14 protein-coding genes are annotated in these 17,126 nt (G+C 72.2%); 7 read left to right on the top strand and 7 right to left on the bottom strand.

What is annotated here, in order from left to right; genetic code table 11:
• Positions 1-146: 146 nt before the first annotated feature.
• The 5 genes from ACZ7LV_RS31320 to ACZ7LV_RS31300 are packed head-to-tail and all read right to left on the bottom strand — an operon-like array spanning position 147 to position 5,769.
• Positions 147-1,457: a DUF58 domain-containing protein gene (locus ACZ7LV_RS31320; protein ID WP_471944267.1), complete on the bottom strand. Its 1,311-nt coding sequence runs from the start codon at positions 1,455-1,457 to the stop codon at positions 147-149.
• Positions 1,457-2,446, bottom strand: coding sequence for an AAA family ATPase (locus tag ACZ7LV_RS31315; protein ID WP_471944265.1), 990 nt, complete (start codon positions 2,444-2,446; stop codon positions 1,457-1,459). Before ACZ7LV_RS31315 ends, ACZ7LV_RS31320 begins: the two co-directional genes overlap by 1 nt.
• Positions 2,446-3,636: a DUF4350 domain-containing protein gene (locus ACZ7LV_RS31310; RefSeq protein ID WP_471944263.1), complete on the bottom strand. Its 1,191-nt coding sequence runs from the start codon at positions 3,634-3,636 to the stop codon at positions 2,446-2,448. The genes ACZ7LV_RS31315 and ACZ7LV_RS31310 overlap by 1 nt, the downstream gene beginning before the upstream one ends.
• Positions 3,633-4,418: a DUF4129 domain-containing protein gene (locus ACZ7LV_RS31305; protein ID WP_471944261.1), complete on the bottom strand. Its 786-nt coding sequence runs from the start codon at positions 4,416-4,418 to the stop codon at positions 3,633-3,635. Before ACZ7LV_RS31305 ends, ACZ7LV_RS31310 begins: the two co-directional genes overlap by 4 nt.
• A gap of 4 nt (positions 4,419-4,422) precedes the next feature.
• The gene (locus ACZ7LV_RS31300) at positions 4,423-5,769 is read right to left on the bottom strand and encodes a DUF7847 domain-containing protein (RefSeq protein WP_471944259.1); all 1,347 of its coding nucleotides are present in this window, start codon (positions 5,767-5,769) and stop codon (positions 4,423-4,425) included.
• Positions 5,770-5,909: 140 nt separating this feature from the next.
• Here ACZ7LV_RS31300 and mtnA point away from each other — a divergent pair, with 140 nt between their 5' ends.
• The 7 genes from mtnA to ACZ7LV_RS31265 all read left to right on the top strand — a co-directional run bounded on the left by mtnA (position 5,910) and on the right by ACZ7LV_RS31265 (position 14,924).
• Positions 5,910-7,067, top strand: a complete 1,158-nt coding sequence (gene mtnA / locus ACZ7LV_RS31295) for an S-methyl-5-thioribose-1-phosphate isomerase (RefSeq protein WP_471944257.1) — start codon at positions 5,910-5,912, stop codon at positions 7,065-7,067.
• Positions 7,068-7,251: 184 nt separating this feature from the next.
• Complete coding sequence (gene mtrA / locus ACZ7LV_RS31290) at positions 7,252-7,941, top strand: two-component system response regulator MtrA (RefSeq protein WP_187281934.1); 690 nt, start codon at positions 7,252-7,254, stop codon at positions 7,939-7,941.
• Between the two features lies 1 nt (position 7,942).
• Positions 7,943-10,021, top strand: coding sequence for an MtrAB system histidine kinase MtrB (gene mtrB, locus ACZ7LV_RS31285; RefSeq protein ID WP_471944255.1), 2,079 nt, complete (start codon positions 7,943-7,945; stop codon positions 10,019-10,021).
• Positions 10,011-11,849 carry an LpqB family beta-propeller domain-containing protein gene (locus ACZ7LV_RS31280; protein WP_471944253.1) on the top strand — a complete coding sequence of 613 codons (1,839 nt, stop codon included), beginning with the start codon at positions 10,011-10,013 and terminating at the stop codon, positions 11,847-11,849. Before mtrB ends, ACZ7LV_RS31280 begins: the two co-directional genes overlap by 11 nt.
• A 244-nt stretch (positions 11,850-12,093) precedes the next feature.
• Positions 12,094-12,963 (top strand): ComF family protein, encoded by an 870-nt coding sequence (locus tag ACZ7LV_RS31275; protein WP_471944251.1) that lies wholly within the window; start codon positions 12,094-12,096, stop codon positions 12,961-12,963.
• Between the two features lie 312 nt (positions 12,964-13,275).
• Positions 13,276-13,968 carry a ribosome hibernation-promoting factor, HPF/YfiA family gene (hpf, locus tag ACZ7LV_RS31270; RefSeq protein WP_401681197.1) on the top strand — a complete coding sequence of 231 codons (693 nt, stop codon included), beginning with the start codon at positions 13,276-13,278 and terminating at the stop codon, positions 13,966-13,968.
• Between the two features lie 209 nt (positions 13,969-14,177).
• A complete protein-coding gene (locus tag ACZ7LV_RS31265; protein WP_401681194.1) occupies positions 14,178-14,924 on the top strand; it encodes a response regulator in 747 nt (248 codons plus the stop codon).
• A 31-nt stretch (positions 14,925-14,955) separates the two neighbouring features.
• Here ACZ7LV_RS31265 and ACZ7LV_RS31260 read toward each other — a convergent pair whose 3' ends face one another.
• A complete protein-coding gene (locus ACZ7LV_RS31260; protein ID WP_471944249.1) occupies positions 14,956-16,152 on the bottom strand; it encodes a winged helix-turn-helix domain-containing protein in 1,197 nt (398 codons plus the stop codon).
• Positions 16,153-16,229: 77 nt separating this feature from the next.
• Positions 16,230-16,808: a GNAT family N-acetyltransferase gene (locus ACZ7LV_RS31255; protein ID WP_471944247.1), complete on the bottom strand. Its 579-nt coding sequence runs from the start codon at positions 16,806-16,808 to the stop codon at positions 16,230-16,232.
• Positions 16,809-17,126 lie beyond the last annotated feature (318 nt).

Genomic DNA, 17,126 nt, shown 5'->3' with positions numbered 1-17,126 from the left:
ATGGTACTGCAGGGGGGACCCTGTGGGAGAGTAGGACGCCGCCGAACAATTTTTGGGAAAGCCCCGCATCTTCGGATGCGGGGCTTTCTGCGTTTTAGGCGATGTGGAGGGCCCTCAGACGAATTCGCTGAAGGCCTCGCGCTGAGTCAGAGGCGGCCCGACGTCTTGAGCGCCAGATAGGCGTCCGCCAGCGCCGGCGCCAGGTCTTCCGGCGTCGCGTCCACGACCGTCACGCCGTGTCGGCGGAGCTGTTCGGCGGTGCGGTGGCGTTCGGATTGTGCCTGGGCGGCAGCCGCGGCGTCGTAGACAGACTCCGTGTTTCCGCGCGAGGTCGCCATGCGGGCGATATGCGGGTCCGCCACGGCGGCCACGAGGACCGTGTGGCGCTGCGTGAGTTGGGGGAGCACGGGCAGCAGGCCCTCTTCCACGGGCGCCGCGTCCAGCGTGGTGAGAAGGACGATCAGGGAGCGGCGAGGGGCCGTTCGCAGTGCCGTGGCGGCGAGACCGCGGGCGTCGGTCTCCACGAGCTCGGGTTCGATGCCGGCCATGGCGTTGACCAGGGACGGCAGTACGTCGCCTGCCGTGCGGCCCTGGACCGAGGCGCGTACCCGGCGGTCGTAGGCGAGCAGGTCGACGCGGTCGCCGGCGCGGGAGGCCAGGGCGGCCAGCAGCAGTGCGGCGTCCATGGCGGCGTCGAGGCGTGGGACGTCGCCCACGCGGCCGGCGGAAGTGCGGCCGGTGTCGAGTACCAGGAGGATGTGGCGGTCTCGTTCGGGGCGCCAGGTGCGGACGGCGACGGTGGTCTGGCGGGCTGTCGCGCGCCAGTCGATGGAACGGGTGTCGTCGCCGGGGACGTACTCTCGCAGGCTGTCGAATTCTGTGCCTTCGCCTCGCTGCAGGACGCTTGTCCGGCCGTCGAGTTCGCGGAGGCGGGCGAGTTTCGACGGGAGGTGCTTGCGGCTGGTGAAGGGGGGCAGCACGCGGACGGTCCAGGGGACCTTGTGGGTGCCTTGGCGGGCGAAGAGACCCAGGGGGCCGTAGGAGCGGATGGTCACGCGGTCGGCCTGGCGGTCGCCGCGGCGGGTGGGGGTGAGACGGGTCGTGACGCGGCGGCGTTCGCCTTCGGGGACCGTCAGGCGGTGACGGGAGGCGGCGAATTCGGTGCCTGGCTGCCAGGTGCTGGGGGGCCAGGCGTCGCGGAGCCGGGCGCGCAGGGTGTGACGGGAGGGGTTGGTGACGGTGAGAGTGACGTCCGCTGTCTCGCCCAGGCGTGCGGAGGTGTCGCCGGAGCGTGTCAGGCCCAGGTGGCGTACCGGTGCCGCTAGGGCGTAGTCGCAGGCGCAGGCCAGGGCCAGGGGGCCGTTGACGGCCAGGATTCCTGTCCAGCTGGGCTCCCACAGGCCCACGGGGAGGGAGCCGAGGGCCGCGAGGAGTGCGGCGCGTCCGGTGAGCGCCATCAGCGGGGCACGGGGACGTGGGCGAGGACGGCGTTGATGACGGAGTCGGTCGTCACGCCTTCCATCTCGGCCTCCGGGCGGAGTTGTACGCGGTGGCGGAGGGTGGGGAGGGCCAGGGCCTTGACGTCGTCGGGGGTGACGTAGTCCCGGCCGGTGAGCCATGCCCACGCGCGGGAGGTGGCGAGGAGGGCGGTCGCGCCGCGTGGGGAGACGCCCAGGGTGAGGGATGGCGATTCGCGGGTGGCCCGGCAGATGTCCACGACGTAGGCCGTGATCTCGGGGGAGACGGTGGTCTTGGCGACGGCGGTGCGTGCGGCCTCCAGCACGGCGGCGTCCGCCACGGGGCGCAGGCCCGCGGCGCGCAGGTCGCGCGGGTTGAAGCCCTCGGCGTGCCGGGTGAGGACGTCGATCTCGTCCTGCCGGGAGGGGAGGGGGATGGTCAGCTTGAGGAGGAAGCGGTCCAGCTGGGCTTCGGGGAGGGGGTAGGTGCCCTCGTACTCGACCGGGTTCTGGGTCGCGGCGACCAGGAACGGGTCGGGCAGGGGGCGAGGGGTGCCGTCGACCGTGACCTGGCGTTCCTCCATGGCTTCCAGGAGGGACGACTGGGTCTTCGGGGGCGTGCGGTTGATCTCGTCGGCGAGGAGGAGGTTGGTGAAGACCGGGCCGGGCTGGAAGGAGAACTCGGCGGTGCGGGCGTCGTAGACCAGGGAGCCGGTGACGTCGCTCGGCATGAGGTCGGGGGTGAACTGGACACGCTTGGTGTCGAGTTCGAGCGCGGAGGCGAGGGCGCGGACCAGCAGCGTCTTGGCGACGCCGGGGACTCCTTCGAGCAGGACGTGTCCGCGGCACAGGAGTGCGACGACGAGGCCCGTCACGGCGGGGTCCTGGCCGACCACGGCCTTGGCGATCTCGGCGCGCAGGGCCTCCAGGGCGGCTCGGGCGCTGCCCGCGTCCCCGCTCGGCCCGGCGTTGTCAGTGGTCGGGTCCATCATGGACGGCGTACCTCTCTTTCGAGGGCGTCGAGTTGGTCGGCGAGGGAGATGAGGGCCGCGTCGTCGCCGGGCGGCGGGCCGAAGAGGAGAGGTCGCAGGGACTGTCCGTCGCCGTGGAGGTGGGCGGACAGCGCGGGGAGCAGTGCTTCGGGCGCGTGCGCCTGGGCGACGGGGACGCCTACGAGGGGGGCGAGGCGGGTGCGGGTGGTGGAGCGAAGAGCGGAGGCGGCGCGGTCGCGGGCGTTCGCCTTGCGGTAGAGGCGGGCGCGGCCTTCGGCGGTTTCGGAGGCGCGGATCGCGACGGGGAGGTTTTCGGGCACGAGGGGGCCGAGTCGGCGTGCCCTCCACAGGGCGGCGAGGGCTGCGGCGATGAAGAGCTGCAGGGTGCCCCAGAGCCATCCGGAGGGGAGCAGGTCGAAGATGTCGCGCTCTTCGTCCGGGGTGGAGGCGTCGGCCAGAGAGGGGAGGTACCAGACCAGATGGGGGCGCGAGCCGAGGAGTTGGAGGGCGAGCGAGGCGTTGCCCTGCTCGCCGAGACGGTCGTTGAAGAGGATGTCGGGCGCGCCGAGGACGACGGTGTCGCCGCCGCCGGACGCCTCGGGGAAGCGGATCAGGGTGGCCAGGCGCTGGCTCGGGTAGCACTCGTCGGCCTCGAGGTGCAGGGCGGTGTAGCGGAGTCCGCCCGTGTCCGCGGCGCCCGCGCGGCGGGCCGGAAGGAAGTCGCACTCGGGTTCGAGCGTGGAGCGGAGGCTGGTGGCGGGGTCGGCGGTGACGCCGGGGGCGAGCTGCTCGACGGAGGAGCTGCCGGCGGCGACGAGGATCGTGCGGCCGCCGGATTCGGCCATCGTGGAGCGCAGCCGGGTCTTCTGGGCTTCCCCCAGCAGGTCGGGGACGGCGATCAGGAGAGTGGTGTCGGGGGCGGCCGCGGCGCGCGCCGCTTCCAGGGTGGTGACGACGCGGGTGGACACGCCGCGGTCTGCCAGGAGTTCGGCGACGGCGCGGCTTCCCTCGGGGGCGGTGGAGCGCGGGTCGAGGCTGCCGCGGTTGGCGTCCGAGCGGACCAGGGCGATCACGACCGCTCCGGCCAGGAGGAGGACGAGGGCCAGCACGATGCCTCGGGTGCGGGTCCACACCTGGCGGGGGGTGCGCGAGGCCGAGGTGGCGGGGAGTGTCGCCTCGGTCGTCATCCGGCGGCTCCCTGGCGGGTGTCGTGGTCCGCGCTGTGGGCGCTGCTGCTGGTGAGCTGGGGCTTGGCGCGTTCCAGCTCGCGGTCGAGTTCGGCGAGGCGGCGGTACGACGGTTCCAGGGCCGTGCGGCCGCCGTATGTGACGTCGTCGAAGTCTCTGGCGGCGGAGCGCAGCCGGTCCGCGTGCGAGGGCAGGGCGCGGCCTGCTTCGGCGGCCGCCTCGTCGGCGGTGCGGCCGGGTCGGGCGTCGAGGAGGGCGCGTTCCTCCAGTGCGCGGACGATGGCGCGCATGCGTTCCTGGAGGGCCTGGTTCCAGTGGCCCTGGGCGGCGTGCGCCTCGGCGGCCGCGCGGTGTTCGGCGGCGCTGCGGGGCCGTTCGTCGAACAGGGCGGCGGAGGAGGTGGGTTGGCGGCTCGGGGTGCCCAGGCGCCACCACAGGGCGCCCAGCACCGCGAGGACGGCGACGACGACCACGACGAGGCCGAGTGCGCCTCCCGGGGTGGCGTCGGACGCGAGGCGGAGCAGTTTGCCGAGCCACTCCCAGAAGGCGTCGAGGAGGCGTTGGAAGAGGCCGGGGTCGTCCTCGTGGTACATGCGCTTGGACAGCTCGCGTCGGGCCGCGTCCTGCGCGGGGTCGCGGGGGATCGTGAGCGGCGGTTCGTCGTCGGAGCCGGGCAGTGACAGCAGGGAGGTGCCGCCGGCGCGCAGCCAGGCGCGGACGGCGGTTTCGCCGGCGCGTGGCAGGGGTGGCACAGCTGTGAGGACTCCCCCGGTGAGGCTCACCGCATCAGCTCCCGGGCGCGGGGTGGGAGGTGCTGGTGCCGTAGCCCTGGACGCCGGCGGCGCGGGCCAGTTCGAGGTCGAGGGCCTCGCGGCGGATGCGCTGGTCGACGTAGAGGAGGACGGTGACGCCGGCGGTGATCGGGAACGTGATCATGGAGCCGATCACCGAGCCGATGCCGCTGATGATCAGGAACGTCCAGCCGATGTCGCCGGTGCCGTCGAGGAATCCGCTGACGCCGTCGCCGCTGAAGGCGGCGGCGAGGAACGTGAAGGGGATGACGACGATCGCCGCGACGATGTTGGCGATGATCGTGGCGAGCAGCTGGATGCCGAAGACGCGCCACCAGGAGCCGCGGACGAGCCTGGCGGAGCGGCTCATCGCCTTGAGGATGCCCTGCTTCTCCAGCATCAGGGCCGGGGAGGCCAGGGAGAAGCGGACCATCAGCCACAGGGCGAGGACGGCGGTGCACAGGGTGCCGAGGACGGTGAGTGCGGCGCCGGCGCCGCCCCCTCCGGACAGGGTCACCAGAAGACCGGGCACGGCGCCCAGGACGGCGACGCCCAGGGCGATCAGGAGCAGCAGGAAGATCAGGCCGAACAGCTTCAGCACGCGAGGGCGCGCGTCGCGCCAGGCCTCACCGGTGGTGACGGGCTTGCCGAGGACGGCGCGGCTGGTGACGGTGGTCAGCAGCGCGGTCGCCGCGACGGTGCCGATCAGGGAGATCAGGAAGACGACCCCGGAGCTGAGCAGCGCGTCGCCGAGGGCGCGGCTGAGTTCGCCGAGGGTGGCGTTGGGGTCCTCGAGAGCCTCGGTGCCGGTCCGCTCGTTCAGGACGAGGCCCTGGAGCAGGATGACGACGATCTCCGTGCAGATCGCGACGGTGAGGGCGATGCCGAGCACGGTGCGCCAGTAGGTGCGCATGGTGGAGACGGCGCCGTCGAGGATCTCGCCCACGCCGAGCGGGCGGAGCGGGATCACGCCGGGCTTGGCGGCGGGCGGCGGGCCGCCCCACTGGCCGCCCCAGGCGCCGCCGGGGCCCTGCCAGCCGCCGTAGCCGCCGCCGGGACCGCCGGGGGGTCGCTGTCCGCCCCAGCCGGGGCCGGGGGGAGGGGGCGGGGGAGTCTGTCCGGGGGCGGGTGGGCCGGTGGGGGCGGACCACTGCGCGGGGGGCGGCTGCTCCTTGGACCACTTCGCGCCGGGCTGCGGCGCCTGGGGGCCTGGCTGGTCCTCGGGCTGCGGGGGCTGCGCGGGGCCGGGCCGGTCGGCCGGCGCTGCAGGGCCGGACGTGCCGGGCTCCTGCCCGTTGGACGGGGCGGATCCGGGCGAGGCCCAGCCCGGAGTGTCGTTCATCGTCGCTCCTTCACAGTGCCCGTCCGCTGTCGCGGTGGCAGGTTGGCAGACATCGTGCCATGGGGCGTTCACCCAGGGACCGGCCGCGGTATGGGTGCCACACCTTCAATTGTCCGTCGTGGAACGGGCACACTGACCGCATGGCTGATCAGTACGCGCAATCCGGCGAGGACAAGTCCACCGGTAGTCCGGCGATCCGCTGGGACGAACCCCCCGAAGGGCCCGTGGTGGTCCTTCTCGATCAGACGCGGTTGCCCGCCGAGGAGGTCGAACTGGTCTGTACGGACGCGTCCGCCCTGGTGGAGGCGATCCGTTCGCTCGCCGTGCGCGGGGCGCCGCTGCTCGGCATCGCGGGCGCGTACGGCGTCGCGCTCGCCGCCGCGCGCGGCTTCGGCGTGGACGAGGCCGCCGTAGCGCTGGAGAGTGCCCGGCCGACCGCGGTGAACCTCGCGGTCGGCGTGCGCCGGGCGCGGGCCGCGTACGACGCGGCGCTCGTCGGCGGGGCCGACGCCGAGCAGGCCGCCGGGGCGGCGCTGGCGGCCGCGCAGCAGCTGCACCGCGAGGACGCCGAGGCCAGTGCCCTGATGGCCGAGCACGGGCTGGCGCTGCTGGACGAGCTGCTGCCGGGCGGTGGGCATCGGATCCTCACGCACTGCAACTCCGGTGCGCTGGTGTCGGGTGGGGAGGGCACGGCGTTCGCCGTGGCGCTCGCCGCACACCGGGTGGGGCAGCTGCGGCGGCTGTGGGTGGACGAGACGCGTCCCCTGCTGCAGGGGGCCCGGCTCACGGCGTACGAGGCGGCGCGCAGCGGTATGGCGTACACGCTGCTCACCGACAACGCGGCGGGTTCGCTGTTCGCGGCGGGGGAGGTGGACGCGGTGCTGGTCGGGGCGGATCGCATCGCGGCCGACGGCTCGGTGGCGAACAAGGTGGGCAGCTATCCGCTGGCCGTGCTGGCGCGGTACCACCATGTTCCGTTCATCGTGGTGGCGCCGGTGACGACGGTGGACCTGGAGACCCCGGACGGGGCGTCGATCGAGGTGGAGCAGCGGCCGGGGTACGAGGTGACCGAGCTCGCGGCCCCGAACGTGCCGGTGACGGGTGCGGGCGGTGGGGTGCCGGTGGCGCCCCTGGGGACGCAGGCGTACAACCCGGCGTTCGACGTCACGCCGCCGGAGCTGATCACGGCGATCGTCACGGAGCAGGGTGCGGTGTCGCCGGTGACGGCCGAGGCGCTGGCGGAGATGTGTGACCGGGCGGGGGTCGCGGCCGTCCGCCAGGGGCCGGCGGTGACCTGATCTTGGCCTGATGTCGGCCAGGTCGACGGTCTCGGGCCCCTCGATCCGCGGTGCGCTGCGGTGCTCTGCGGGGCGAGGGGCCGCTGACATCTGATCGAGGGCAGACAGTAGTGACCCGATACGACTATCGTCACTGGCCAGTGAGCCTGCTCACCTGCGCCTCCTTCACCGTTATGAGAATGGGATGATGTCGTTTATGAAGGGACGAGTCCTTGTCGTCGACGACGACACCGCACTGGCCGAGATGCTCGGCATTGTGCTGCGTGGTGAAGGTTTTGAGCCGTCTTTCGTGGCCGACGGCGACAAGGCGCTGGCAGCGTTCCGGGAGGCCAAACCCGATCTGGTGCTGCTCGACCTGATGCTGCCCGGACGGGACGGCATCGAGGTGTGCCGGCTGATCCGGGCGGAGTCCGGGGTGCCGATCGTGATGCTCACGGCGAAGAGCGACACCGTCGACGTGGTCGTGGGGCTCGAGTCCGGGGCCGACGACTACATCGTGAAGCCGTTCAAGCCCAAGGAGCTCGTGGCCCGTATCCGGGCGCGGCTTCGCCGGTCGGAGGAGCCCGCGCCGGAGCAGCTCGCCATCGGTGACCTGGTCATCGACGTGGCCGGGCACTCGGTCAAGCGCGAGGGGCAGTCGATCGCGCTGACGCCGCTGGAGTTCGACCTGCTGGTGGCGCTGGCCCGCAAGCCGTGGCAGGTGTTCACCCGCGAGGTGCTCCTGGAGCAGGTGTGGGGCTACCGGCACGCGGCGGACACGCGGCTGGTCAACGTGCATGTGCAGCGGCTGCGCTCGAAGGTGGAGAAGGACCCGGAGCGGCCGGAGATCGTGGTGACCGTACGGGGAGTCGGTTACAAGGCCGGGCCGAGCTGACATGTCCAAGGACAGTGCCGCTTCGGCGCCCGGCCGGTCCGGGACCCGCGCGGGGCGGCCTGTCGGCCGGAAGGCGGCGGGTTCCCGCTGGGGCCGCCTTCTGGAGAGCGGGCTGCTCCGTGGCGGAGTCCAGGGCAGCCCGGTCCTTCGCCTGTTCATGCGCTGGGTACGGCGTCCGCTGCTGCCCGTCATGCGGCTGTGGCGGCGGAACATCCAGCTCAAGGTCGTGGTCACCACCCTGCTGATGTCGCTGGGTGTCGTGCTGCTGCTCGGCTTCGTGGTCATCGGACAGGTGCGCAACGGACTGCTGGACGCCAAGGTGAAGGCGTCGCAGAGCCAGGCCACGGGCGGTTTCGCGGTGGCCAAGCAGCGGGCCGACGAGGCGGCGAGCGGCACGGGTGAGGACCCGTCCACGGCGGTGGACGGGCGGTCCTCGCAGAACGTGATCCAGTGGATGAGCGATCTCGTCTCCTCGCTCTCCAGCGGCGGGCAGGGCGCCTTCGACGTGGTGACGCTGCCGGCCGGTGACAACAGCGGCGGGGGGCGCGGACCGCGTGCCTCCGGTGGTGTCGACCCGAACACGAGCGTGCCGGAGGATCTGCGCGAGCGCGTCAACAGCAGTCCGTCGGCCGCGCAGAGCTACACCCGCATCGTGTACAGCGGCGACAAGGGCTCGCAGCCCGCGCTGGTCATCGGCAAGGAGGTCAACGACCCCAACGGCGACCCGTACCAGCTGTACTACCTCTTCCCGCTCACGCAGGAGGAGAAGTCGCTGAGCCTGGTCAAGGGCACCCTGGCGACGGCCGGTCTCTTCGTCGTCGTCCTTCTCGGGGCCATCGCCTGGCTGGTGGTGCGGCAGGTCGTGACGCCGGTGCGGATGGCGGCCGGGATCGCCGAGCGGCTGTCGGCCGGCCGGCTGCAGGAGCGGATGAAGGTCACCGGCGAGGACGACATCGCGCGCCTCGGCGAGGCCTTCAACAAGATGGCGCAGAACCTCCAGCTGAAGATCCAGCAGCTGGAGGACCTGTCGCGGATGCAGCGGCGTTTCGTGTCCGACGTGTCGCACGAGCTGCGGACCCCGCTGACGACCGTGCGGATGGCGGCCGACGTCATCCATGAGGCGCGCGTGGACTTCGACCCGGTGACCGCGCGGTCGGCGGAGCTGCTCGCCGACCAGCTCGACCGGTTCGAGTCGCTGCTCGCGGACCTGTTGGAGATCAGCCGCTTCGACGCGGGTGCGGCGGCGCTGGAGGCCGAGCCGATAGACCTCAGGGAGGTCGTGCGGCGCGTGGTCAGCGGCGCCGAGCCCCTCGCCGAGCGCAAGGGCACGCACATACGTGTCGTCGGTGACCAGCAGCCCGTCGTCGCCGAGGCCGACGCCCGGCGGGTGGAGCGGGTGCTGCGCAATCTCGTCGTCAACGCCGTGGAGCACGGCGAGGGCAAGGACGTCGTCGTCAAGCTGGCCGCGGCGGGCGGGGCGGTCGCGGTCGCGGTACGTGACTACGGCGTCGGGCTCAAGCCCGGGGAGGCGACCCGGGTCTTCAGCCGGTTCTGGCGGGCCGACCCCGCACGCGCGCGTACGACGGGCGGCACCGGCCTCGGGCTGTCGATCGCCCTGGAGGACGCCCGTCTGCACGGGGGCTGGCTGCAGGCGTGGGGTGAGCCGGGCGGCGGCTCGCAGTTCCGGCTGACGCTGCCGCGCACCGCGGACGAGCCGCTCAGGGGTTCGCCGATACCGCTGGAACCCAAGGACTCCCGGCGCAACCGAGGCCTCAACGACGCCGGGCTGCCGCGCGGTGGCGGGGTGAAGACCGCGACCGTGCCTGCCCAGTCCACAGGCAGCGGGCAGACGGCGGCGCGCGACCCGATCGCACCCCGGTCGGCCGCCGTGGCCCCGACGGCGGATCCGACGGCGTTGCCCGGCAACGGCGCGCGCGTCGTGCCCCGGCCCGCGGGCGGGTCACGGGGGCCGGGGGAGCAGCCGGTCGGTGAGGGGGCGCGCAGTACGGCCCCGACCGGTGCCGTGGACGCCGGGCCGCAGGAGTTGAACGATCAAGGGGAGGCATTTCGTGGGCGCTGACCGCGAGGGGGGCTCCCGGCGCACGCCGGGACGCGCGGTGGCGTACGTCGCCTGTGGCGCCATGCTGCTGACGGGGTGCGCCTCGATGCCCGACAGCGGGGACCTGCGGGGCGTGGAGTCCACGCCCCGCCAGGAGACACAGGTGCGGGTCTTTCCGATGCCGCCGCGTGAGGACGCGCCGCCGTCGGAGATCGTGCAGGGCTTCCTCGAGGCGCTGACCAGCGATGACCCGCACTATGCGACGGCGAAGCAGTATCTGACGGCGGCGGCCGCGAAGACCTGGCAGCCGGAGCTGTCCACGACGGTGCTCGCCGACGGGCCGGACACCCAGGCGAACTCCGGGGGGACCCGGCAGGACGGCGTCGACTTCTCGTTCACGCTGACCGGCACCAAGGTCGCCCTGGTGGACGCGCAGCAGTCGTACACACCGACCGAGGGCTCCTACAGCCGGCCGGTGCATCTCACGCGGGACAAGAAGAGCGAGCAGTGGCGCATCGACGGGCTGCCCCAGGGCGTCGTCATGGGGCAGTCGGACTTCCAGCGCAACTACGTGTCCGCCAACAAGTACTACTTCGCCTCCGACGCCGCGGTGGGCGCGTCCTCGCAGCCCGCGGCGGTCGCCGATCCGGTGTACGTGCGCCGGCGCGTGGACCCCATGACGCAGATCGTGCGCTCCCTGCTCAACGGGCCGACGACCTGGCTGGGCCCCGTGGTCAGGTCGAGCTTCCCGACGGGTACGGCGCTGCGCAAGGGCGTCGGCGCGCTCACGCCCGACGACCGCAACCGGCTGACCGTGCCGCTGAACGAAAAGGCCGGCCGGGTCGGACCCGCCAAGTGCAGCGAGATGGCCGCCCAGTTGCTGTTCACCCTCCAGAACCTCACGCCCGCGGTGGACGAGATCGAACTGCAGGCGGGCGGTACGCAGTTGTGCGTGCTCAACGAGGACGGGGCGGCGGCCGTCGCCACGCACGGGTCGGCCCGGCGGGTGGACTTCCTCTACTTCGTGGACGGGCAGCACCGGCTCGTCCGGATCCCGGCGGGCAGCCGGAGCGCGAAGGCCGAACCGGTGCCGGGAGAACTGGGCGAGGGCGTGCGCACGCTGCGCTCGGCGGCGGTGTCGCGGGAGGAGCAGACCGCGGCCGGGGTCGGCCTGGACGGCAAGGCGCTGTACGTCGGTTCGCTCGCGTCGGGCGGTTCGCTCGGGGAGCCGGTGGTGCGCAGCACCGGCCGGACGGAGAAGGACCGCCTGACCACGCCCAGTTGGGACGCGCGCGGCGACCTGTGGGTGGCCGACCGCAACCCGGAGGACGCGCGGCTGCTCGTGTTGCCGCAGGGCAAGGGGGAGCCGGTGGAGGCGCAGGTGCCGCGGCTGGACGGACGGATCCAGTCCGTGCGGGTCGCGGCGGACGGTGTCCGGATCGCGCTGGTCGTGGAGAAGGACGGCAAGCAGTCGTTGCAGGTCGGCCGGATCGAGCGCGGCGAGAAGGACCAGGTGACGGGGGTGCCGGGCGTCTCGGTGCTCGAACTGCGCTCCGCCGCACCGCAGTTGGAGGAGGTCACCACCATGTCCTGGGCCGGTGACGGCCGGCTCGTGGTGGCCGGGCGCGAGGAGGGCGGCGTGCAGCAGATGCGGTACGTGCAGGTCGACGGCTCCATGCCCGAGGTGCCGGCGCCCGACGCGCTCACCGGGGTGAAGGAGATCGCCGCTTCCGAGGGCGACCGGGTGCCGCTGGTGGCGTACTCGGTGGACGGGATCGTGCGGCTGCCGGACGGGGCGCAGTGGCAGACGGTGGTCAAGGACGGGTCCGCGCCGGTCTATCCGGGGTAGCGGGCCCTCCGCGCCGGGGTCGCGCGCGGGGCCGCCGCGGGCCGCTGGACCGGTACCGCGCGGCGCCGAGCTGGGTTCTTCGCCTCCCGCGGCCTGCGAACGGTTGTGCTGGACGGCCGCACCCGCCGGGCATGAGCCTGGTGGGTGCGGCCGTTTTTGCTTGTCATGGGCGCGCACCGAGTTGTCCACAGGGGGTTTTCCACAGGGGTGGTGGCGCCGGGGCGGAGTCGGCACAGTGGTGGGCATGCGGGGGTGGTGGCAGGACCTCACCGATCTGGTGCTGCCGGCCGAGTGCGGAGGCTGCGGCAGGCCTCGCACGGTGCTCTGCCCGGAGTGCCGTGCCGCCCTGAGCGGGGCCGTACCGCGCCGGGTGCGGCCCGTGCCGGAGCCGGGCGGGCTGCCGGTCGTGCACGCGGCGGCACCGTACGCGGACGCGGTGCGGGCGGTGCTGCTGGCCCACAAGGAGCGGGGTGCGCTGCCGCTCGCCCGGCCGCTCGGCGTCGCCCTCGCCGGTGCCGTGCGGGCAGGGTCGGCCGAGGTGCCCGGAGGCCCGGTGCTGCTCGTGCCGGTGCCGTCGGGGCGCGGGGCCGTGCGGGCGAGGGGGCACGATCCGGCCCGGCGGACCGCGCTGGCGGCGGCGGCCGAGTTGCGCCGTACGGGGACGCCCGCCCGGGTGCTCGCGGTGCTGCGGCAGCGGCGGCCGGTCGCCGACCAGGCGGGGCTGGACGCACGGCAGCGCCTGGAGAACCTCGCGGGGGCGCTGTCGGTGACCGCCGGCGGAGCCCGACTGTTGTGCGAGGGGCGGGTGGTGCTGGTGGACGACGTGATGACGACGGGCGCGTCGTTGACGGAGGCGGCGCGGGCCGTACGGGTGACGCTGGCCGAGGAAACGGCTGGTTACGGGGGTGCGGCATTCGCGACGCGCGGAGATGTGGTGACGGCTGTGTACGAGGGAGCCCTCGGGGAAAGGAGACAAGAACGGATGACGGGATCAATGGAAGGGAGCACGGACCGTGAGTGGGCCGTGCGGGGAAAGCCGAAGAGTGATCGGAACGCGATCTCTGCCGCGGTGGTCGCTGCGTCGCCGGATTCTTTCGAAATAAACCGGAACTGACTGCGAAGTTGCATCGTTGCAGGTAGTGAGAGGGTCAATTCACCGGAATGGAGGTACGCGGCAGTAGAGGGTGACGACATCCGTCCGGGCGAGATATGTTCGGTTGTGAGGGAAAGGCCGCAGGCCACACCTCGCTTATCCGAATGCCGTGCCGTGGTTTTTCGCAATCACCCCGGCCGGCCGGGTGGAGATCTTGCCCATGGGGGAGGAGGTGGACGTCACCGAGTCCGCGGTCCCGGGGCTCACCGGGACCTGGTGCACAAGGGAGATGCTCCGCCAGTGAAGCGGAGCGATCCGGGAACGGAGTTCTGCGTGGACATCGTCGTCAAGGGCCGCAAGACCGAGGTGCCCGAGCGGTTCCGAAAGCACGTGGCCGAGAAGCTGAAGCTGGACAAGATCCAGAAGCTCGATGGCAAGGTGATCAGCCTCGACGTCGAGGTGTCCAAGGAGCCCAACCCCCGGCAGGCGGACCGTTGCGACCGAGTGGAGATCACCCTCCGCTCCCGCGGTCCGGTGATCCGGGCGGAGGCAGCGGCCAACGACCCGTACGCGGCGCTCGACCTCGCCGCCGAGAAGCTGGACGCACGGCTGCGCAGGCAGCACGACAAGCGTCACACGCGCCGGGGGGTGCGCCGGCTGACGGCAGCCGAGGTCGCCGACCACGTTCCGGGCGCGGCGACGCTCAACGGTGACGGCAGTGCCTTCGAGGCGGACGAGCCGAACTCGGTGCCCACCAAGAAGATCGGCTCGCTGGAAGTACAGGGCGAAGGCCCCCTCGTGGTCCGCGAGAAGACTCACGTCGCAGCACCCATGACCCTCGACCAGGCTCTCTACGAGATGGAACTGGTCGGGCACGACTTCTATCTGTTCGTCGACTCCGAGACGAAGGAACCGAGTGTCGTCTACCGGCGGCACGCGTACGACTACGGCGTGATCCACCTCAGCACGGACACCATGGTCACCCAGACGCCCTCGCCCGACGCGGGGGGCCCGCTGGGCGGCTGACCTGATCCGGAGGACAGCTGATCCGGGTGCCCCTGGAGCGCGCTGATGCGCTCCCAGGGGCACCTGTGTGCGACGACTTCACGGACCGCTTCGTCACCGGAGTGCCGTCCGGGCATGGAATCATGGCCGCAACGGCCCAACCGGTGGACAGTTGCCTTGGGTTGGCGATGGCACAGGACCACAGGCCACTGCCTTCAGGGGGAGGAACGATGGCGGACAGCTTCGGACCGATGCAGAACGAGGACGCCGACGACGGCGTCGTCGGCATGGGCCCGGACGAGGGCTCCGCACGCCGGGAGCCGATTCGCGTCCTGGTGGTGGACGACCACGCGCTCTTCCGTCGCGGCCTGGAGATCGTGCTGGCGGCCGAGGAGGACATCCAGGTCGTCGGTGAGGCGGGCGACGGCGCCGAGGCCGTGGAGAAGGCCGCCGATCTGCTTCCGGACATCATCCTGATGGATGTGCGCATGCCGAAGCGGGGCGGGATCGAGGCATGCACCTCCATCAAGGAGGTGGCGCCCAGCGCGAAGATCATCATGCTGACGATCAGCGACGAGGAAGCGGACCTCTACGAGGCCATCAAGGCGGGGGCGACCGGTTATCTCCTCAAGGAGATCTCCACGGACGAGGTGTCCACCGCGATCCGCGCGGTGGCCGACGGGCAGTCGCAGATCAGTCCGTCCATGGCGTCGAAGCTGCTCACCGAGTTCAAGTCGATGATCCAGCGCACCGACGAGCGCCGGCTGGTGCCCGCGCCTCGGCTGACCGACCGTGAGCTGGAGGTGCTCAAGCTGGTCGCCACGGGCATGAACAACCGTGACATCGCCAAGGAGTTGTTCATCTCCGAGAACACCGTGAAGAACCACGTGCGCAACATCCTGGAGAAGCTGCAGCTGCATTCCAGGATGGAAGCGGTGGTGTACGCGATGCGGGAGAAGATCCTGGAGATCCGCTGAGCCGTCGGCCGACAGGCCGGCCTGCCGACGGTCAGGCCAGTGCGCGGGCGAGTTCCACGATGAGCGGCTCGCGCAGCTCCGGCGCCTCCACCCGCTCCACCCGTACATCGGTGCAGTTCACCCAGCTCGCCGCCTCGATCAACGCCTGGGCCACCGCCGGGACCGCCTTCGGCCCGTCCAGCGTGACCTGCTTGGCCACGAGGGTGCGGCCCTCCCGGGCCGGATCGACCCGACCCACGAGACGGCCACCTGCGAGGACGGGCATCGCGAAGTAGCCGTACACCCGCTTCGGCTTCGGGACGTAGGCCTCCAGGCGGTGGGTGAAGCCGAAGACGCGCTCCGTGCGGGCCCGCTCCCAGACCAGGGAGTCGAACGGGGAGAGCAGCGTCGTGCGGTGGCGGCCGCGCGGGGGAGCCTGGAGGGCCGCCGGGTCCGCCCAGGCCGGCTTGCCCCAGCCTTCCACCGTGACCGGGACCAGCCCCGAGTCGGCGATCACCGCGTCGACCTGCTCGCCCTTGAGGCGGTGGTAGTCGGCGATGTCCGCGCGTGTGCCGACGCCGAGCGACTGGCCGGCGAGGCGGACCAGGCGGCGCAGGCACTCCGCGTCGTCCAGCTCGTCGTGCAGCAGGGCCGCGGGGACGGCGCGCTCGGCGAGGTCGTAGACGCGCTTCCAGCCGCGGCGCGTCACGCAGACCACCTCGCCGTACATCAGGGCGCGTTCGACGGCGACCTTCGTGCCGGACCAGTCCCACCACTCGCTGGTGCGCTTGGCGCCGCCCAGTTCCGTGGCGGTGAGCGGGCCCTCGGCGCGCAGCTGCTTGATCACCTGGTCGTAGGCGCCGTCCGGGAGTTCGTGGTTCCAGTGGGGGCGGGCGCGGTAGGCGCGGCGGCGGAAGGCGAAGTGGGGCCATTCCTCTACGGGCAGGATGCACGCGGCGTGCGACCAGTACTCGAAGGCGTGGGGCCGGGGCGGGGTCCCGACCGTCGTCGTGGGCGTCCAGTAGGCGTCCTCGACCGTCTTGCGGCCGACCGCACCGAGGCGGGCGTAGGGGATGAGCTCGTGGGAGCGGGCGAGTACCGAGATGGTGTCGAGCTGCACCGCGCCCAGGTGGCGGAGGACGCCGCGGACGCCGGCCTTGCGGTCGGGCGTGCCGAGGAAGCCCTGGGCACGAAGGGCGATGCGGCGGGCTTCGGCTGCGGAGAGTTCCGCCGGGCGCGGGGTCGTCATGTCTTCGAACGATAGAGGGTGGCACTGACAGCCCGGGCTGAGCTGGGCAGATGCCTGTGGGCCCCCTGGGCGCGGGCTCAGCCGGCCGGTGCCCGGGCCGGCAGGTAGGGCGCCGTCGAGGGCAGCCCCAGGTCCGAGGGGAGCAGGGAGCCCATCCAGCAGTCGCGGCGTACGCCGTTGTTGTTCAGGGCCGCCCTCAGGGTGCCCTCCATGGTGAAGCCCGCGCTCACCGCCACCGCGCGGGAGGCGGTGTTGCCCACCTCGGCGCGCCACTCCAGACGGTCGATGCCTTGGTGGACGAAGGCCCAGCGGGAGGCCGCTTGCGTGGCCTCGGTCATGTAGCCGTTGCCGCGATGGTGCCGGGTCAGCCAGAAGCCGATCTCGCCGACGCCGAGGGAGCGCATGCTGACGCCGAGCATCCCGGCCAGCGCGCCGTCGGCAACGAAGAGCCCGAACGTGAACATCGAGCCGTTCGCCCAGCCCTCGGGGACGTCGTGTTCCGTGAAGTTCCGGGCGTGCTCGGCGAGATAGGGCGAGGGGATGGTCGTCCAGCGCTGGATGTCGGGGTCCTGGCACGCGGCGTACACGGCGTCGGTGTCGTCCGGGCCCACGGTGCGCAGCCGGAGGCGGGGGGTGGTGATCGTGACGGGCTCCATCGGCCGATTCTGCTCGGGAGAGCGGGGGAGCGCCATGTCTTTGCCCTGCGTGAGCGTGCGATCACCATTCGCACAATTCGTCCGCGCGCCGCGGCACCATCCGGCTCTCCCGTCCGTTGTCCCGGGTGAAAGGCATGTCGAAGGCAGATCCGAGCCAGATCCAGGCAGGATCACAGGCAGCATCGCAGGCAGAACGAAGGCAGTGAGAAGGCGGTTTTCTCCGGGTAGTTCGACGGCGGATCCGACACCGGGACGCGACTGCGGACCGTCATGGTCCGGCAGGCCTCCCGGCGTGGCCGGGTCCTCGCATACGATGGC

The sequence above is a fragment of the Streptomyces sp. NPDC107562 genome (assembly GCF_055657325.1).
This window is presented reverse-complemented; position numbering and strand designations above follow the sequence as displayed.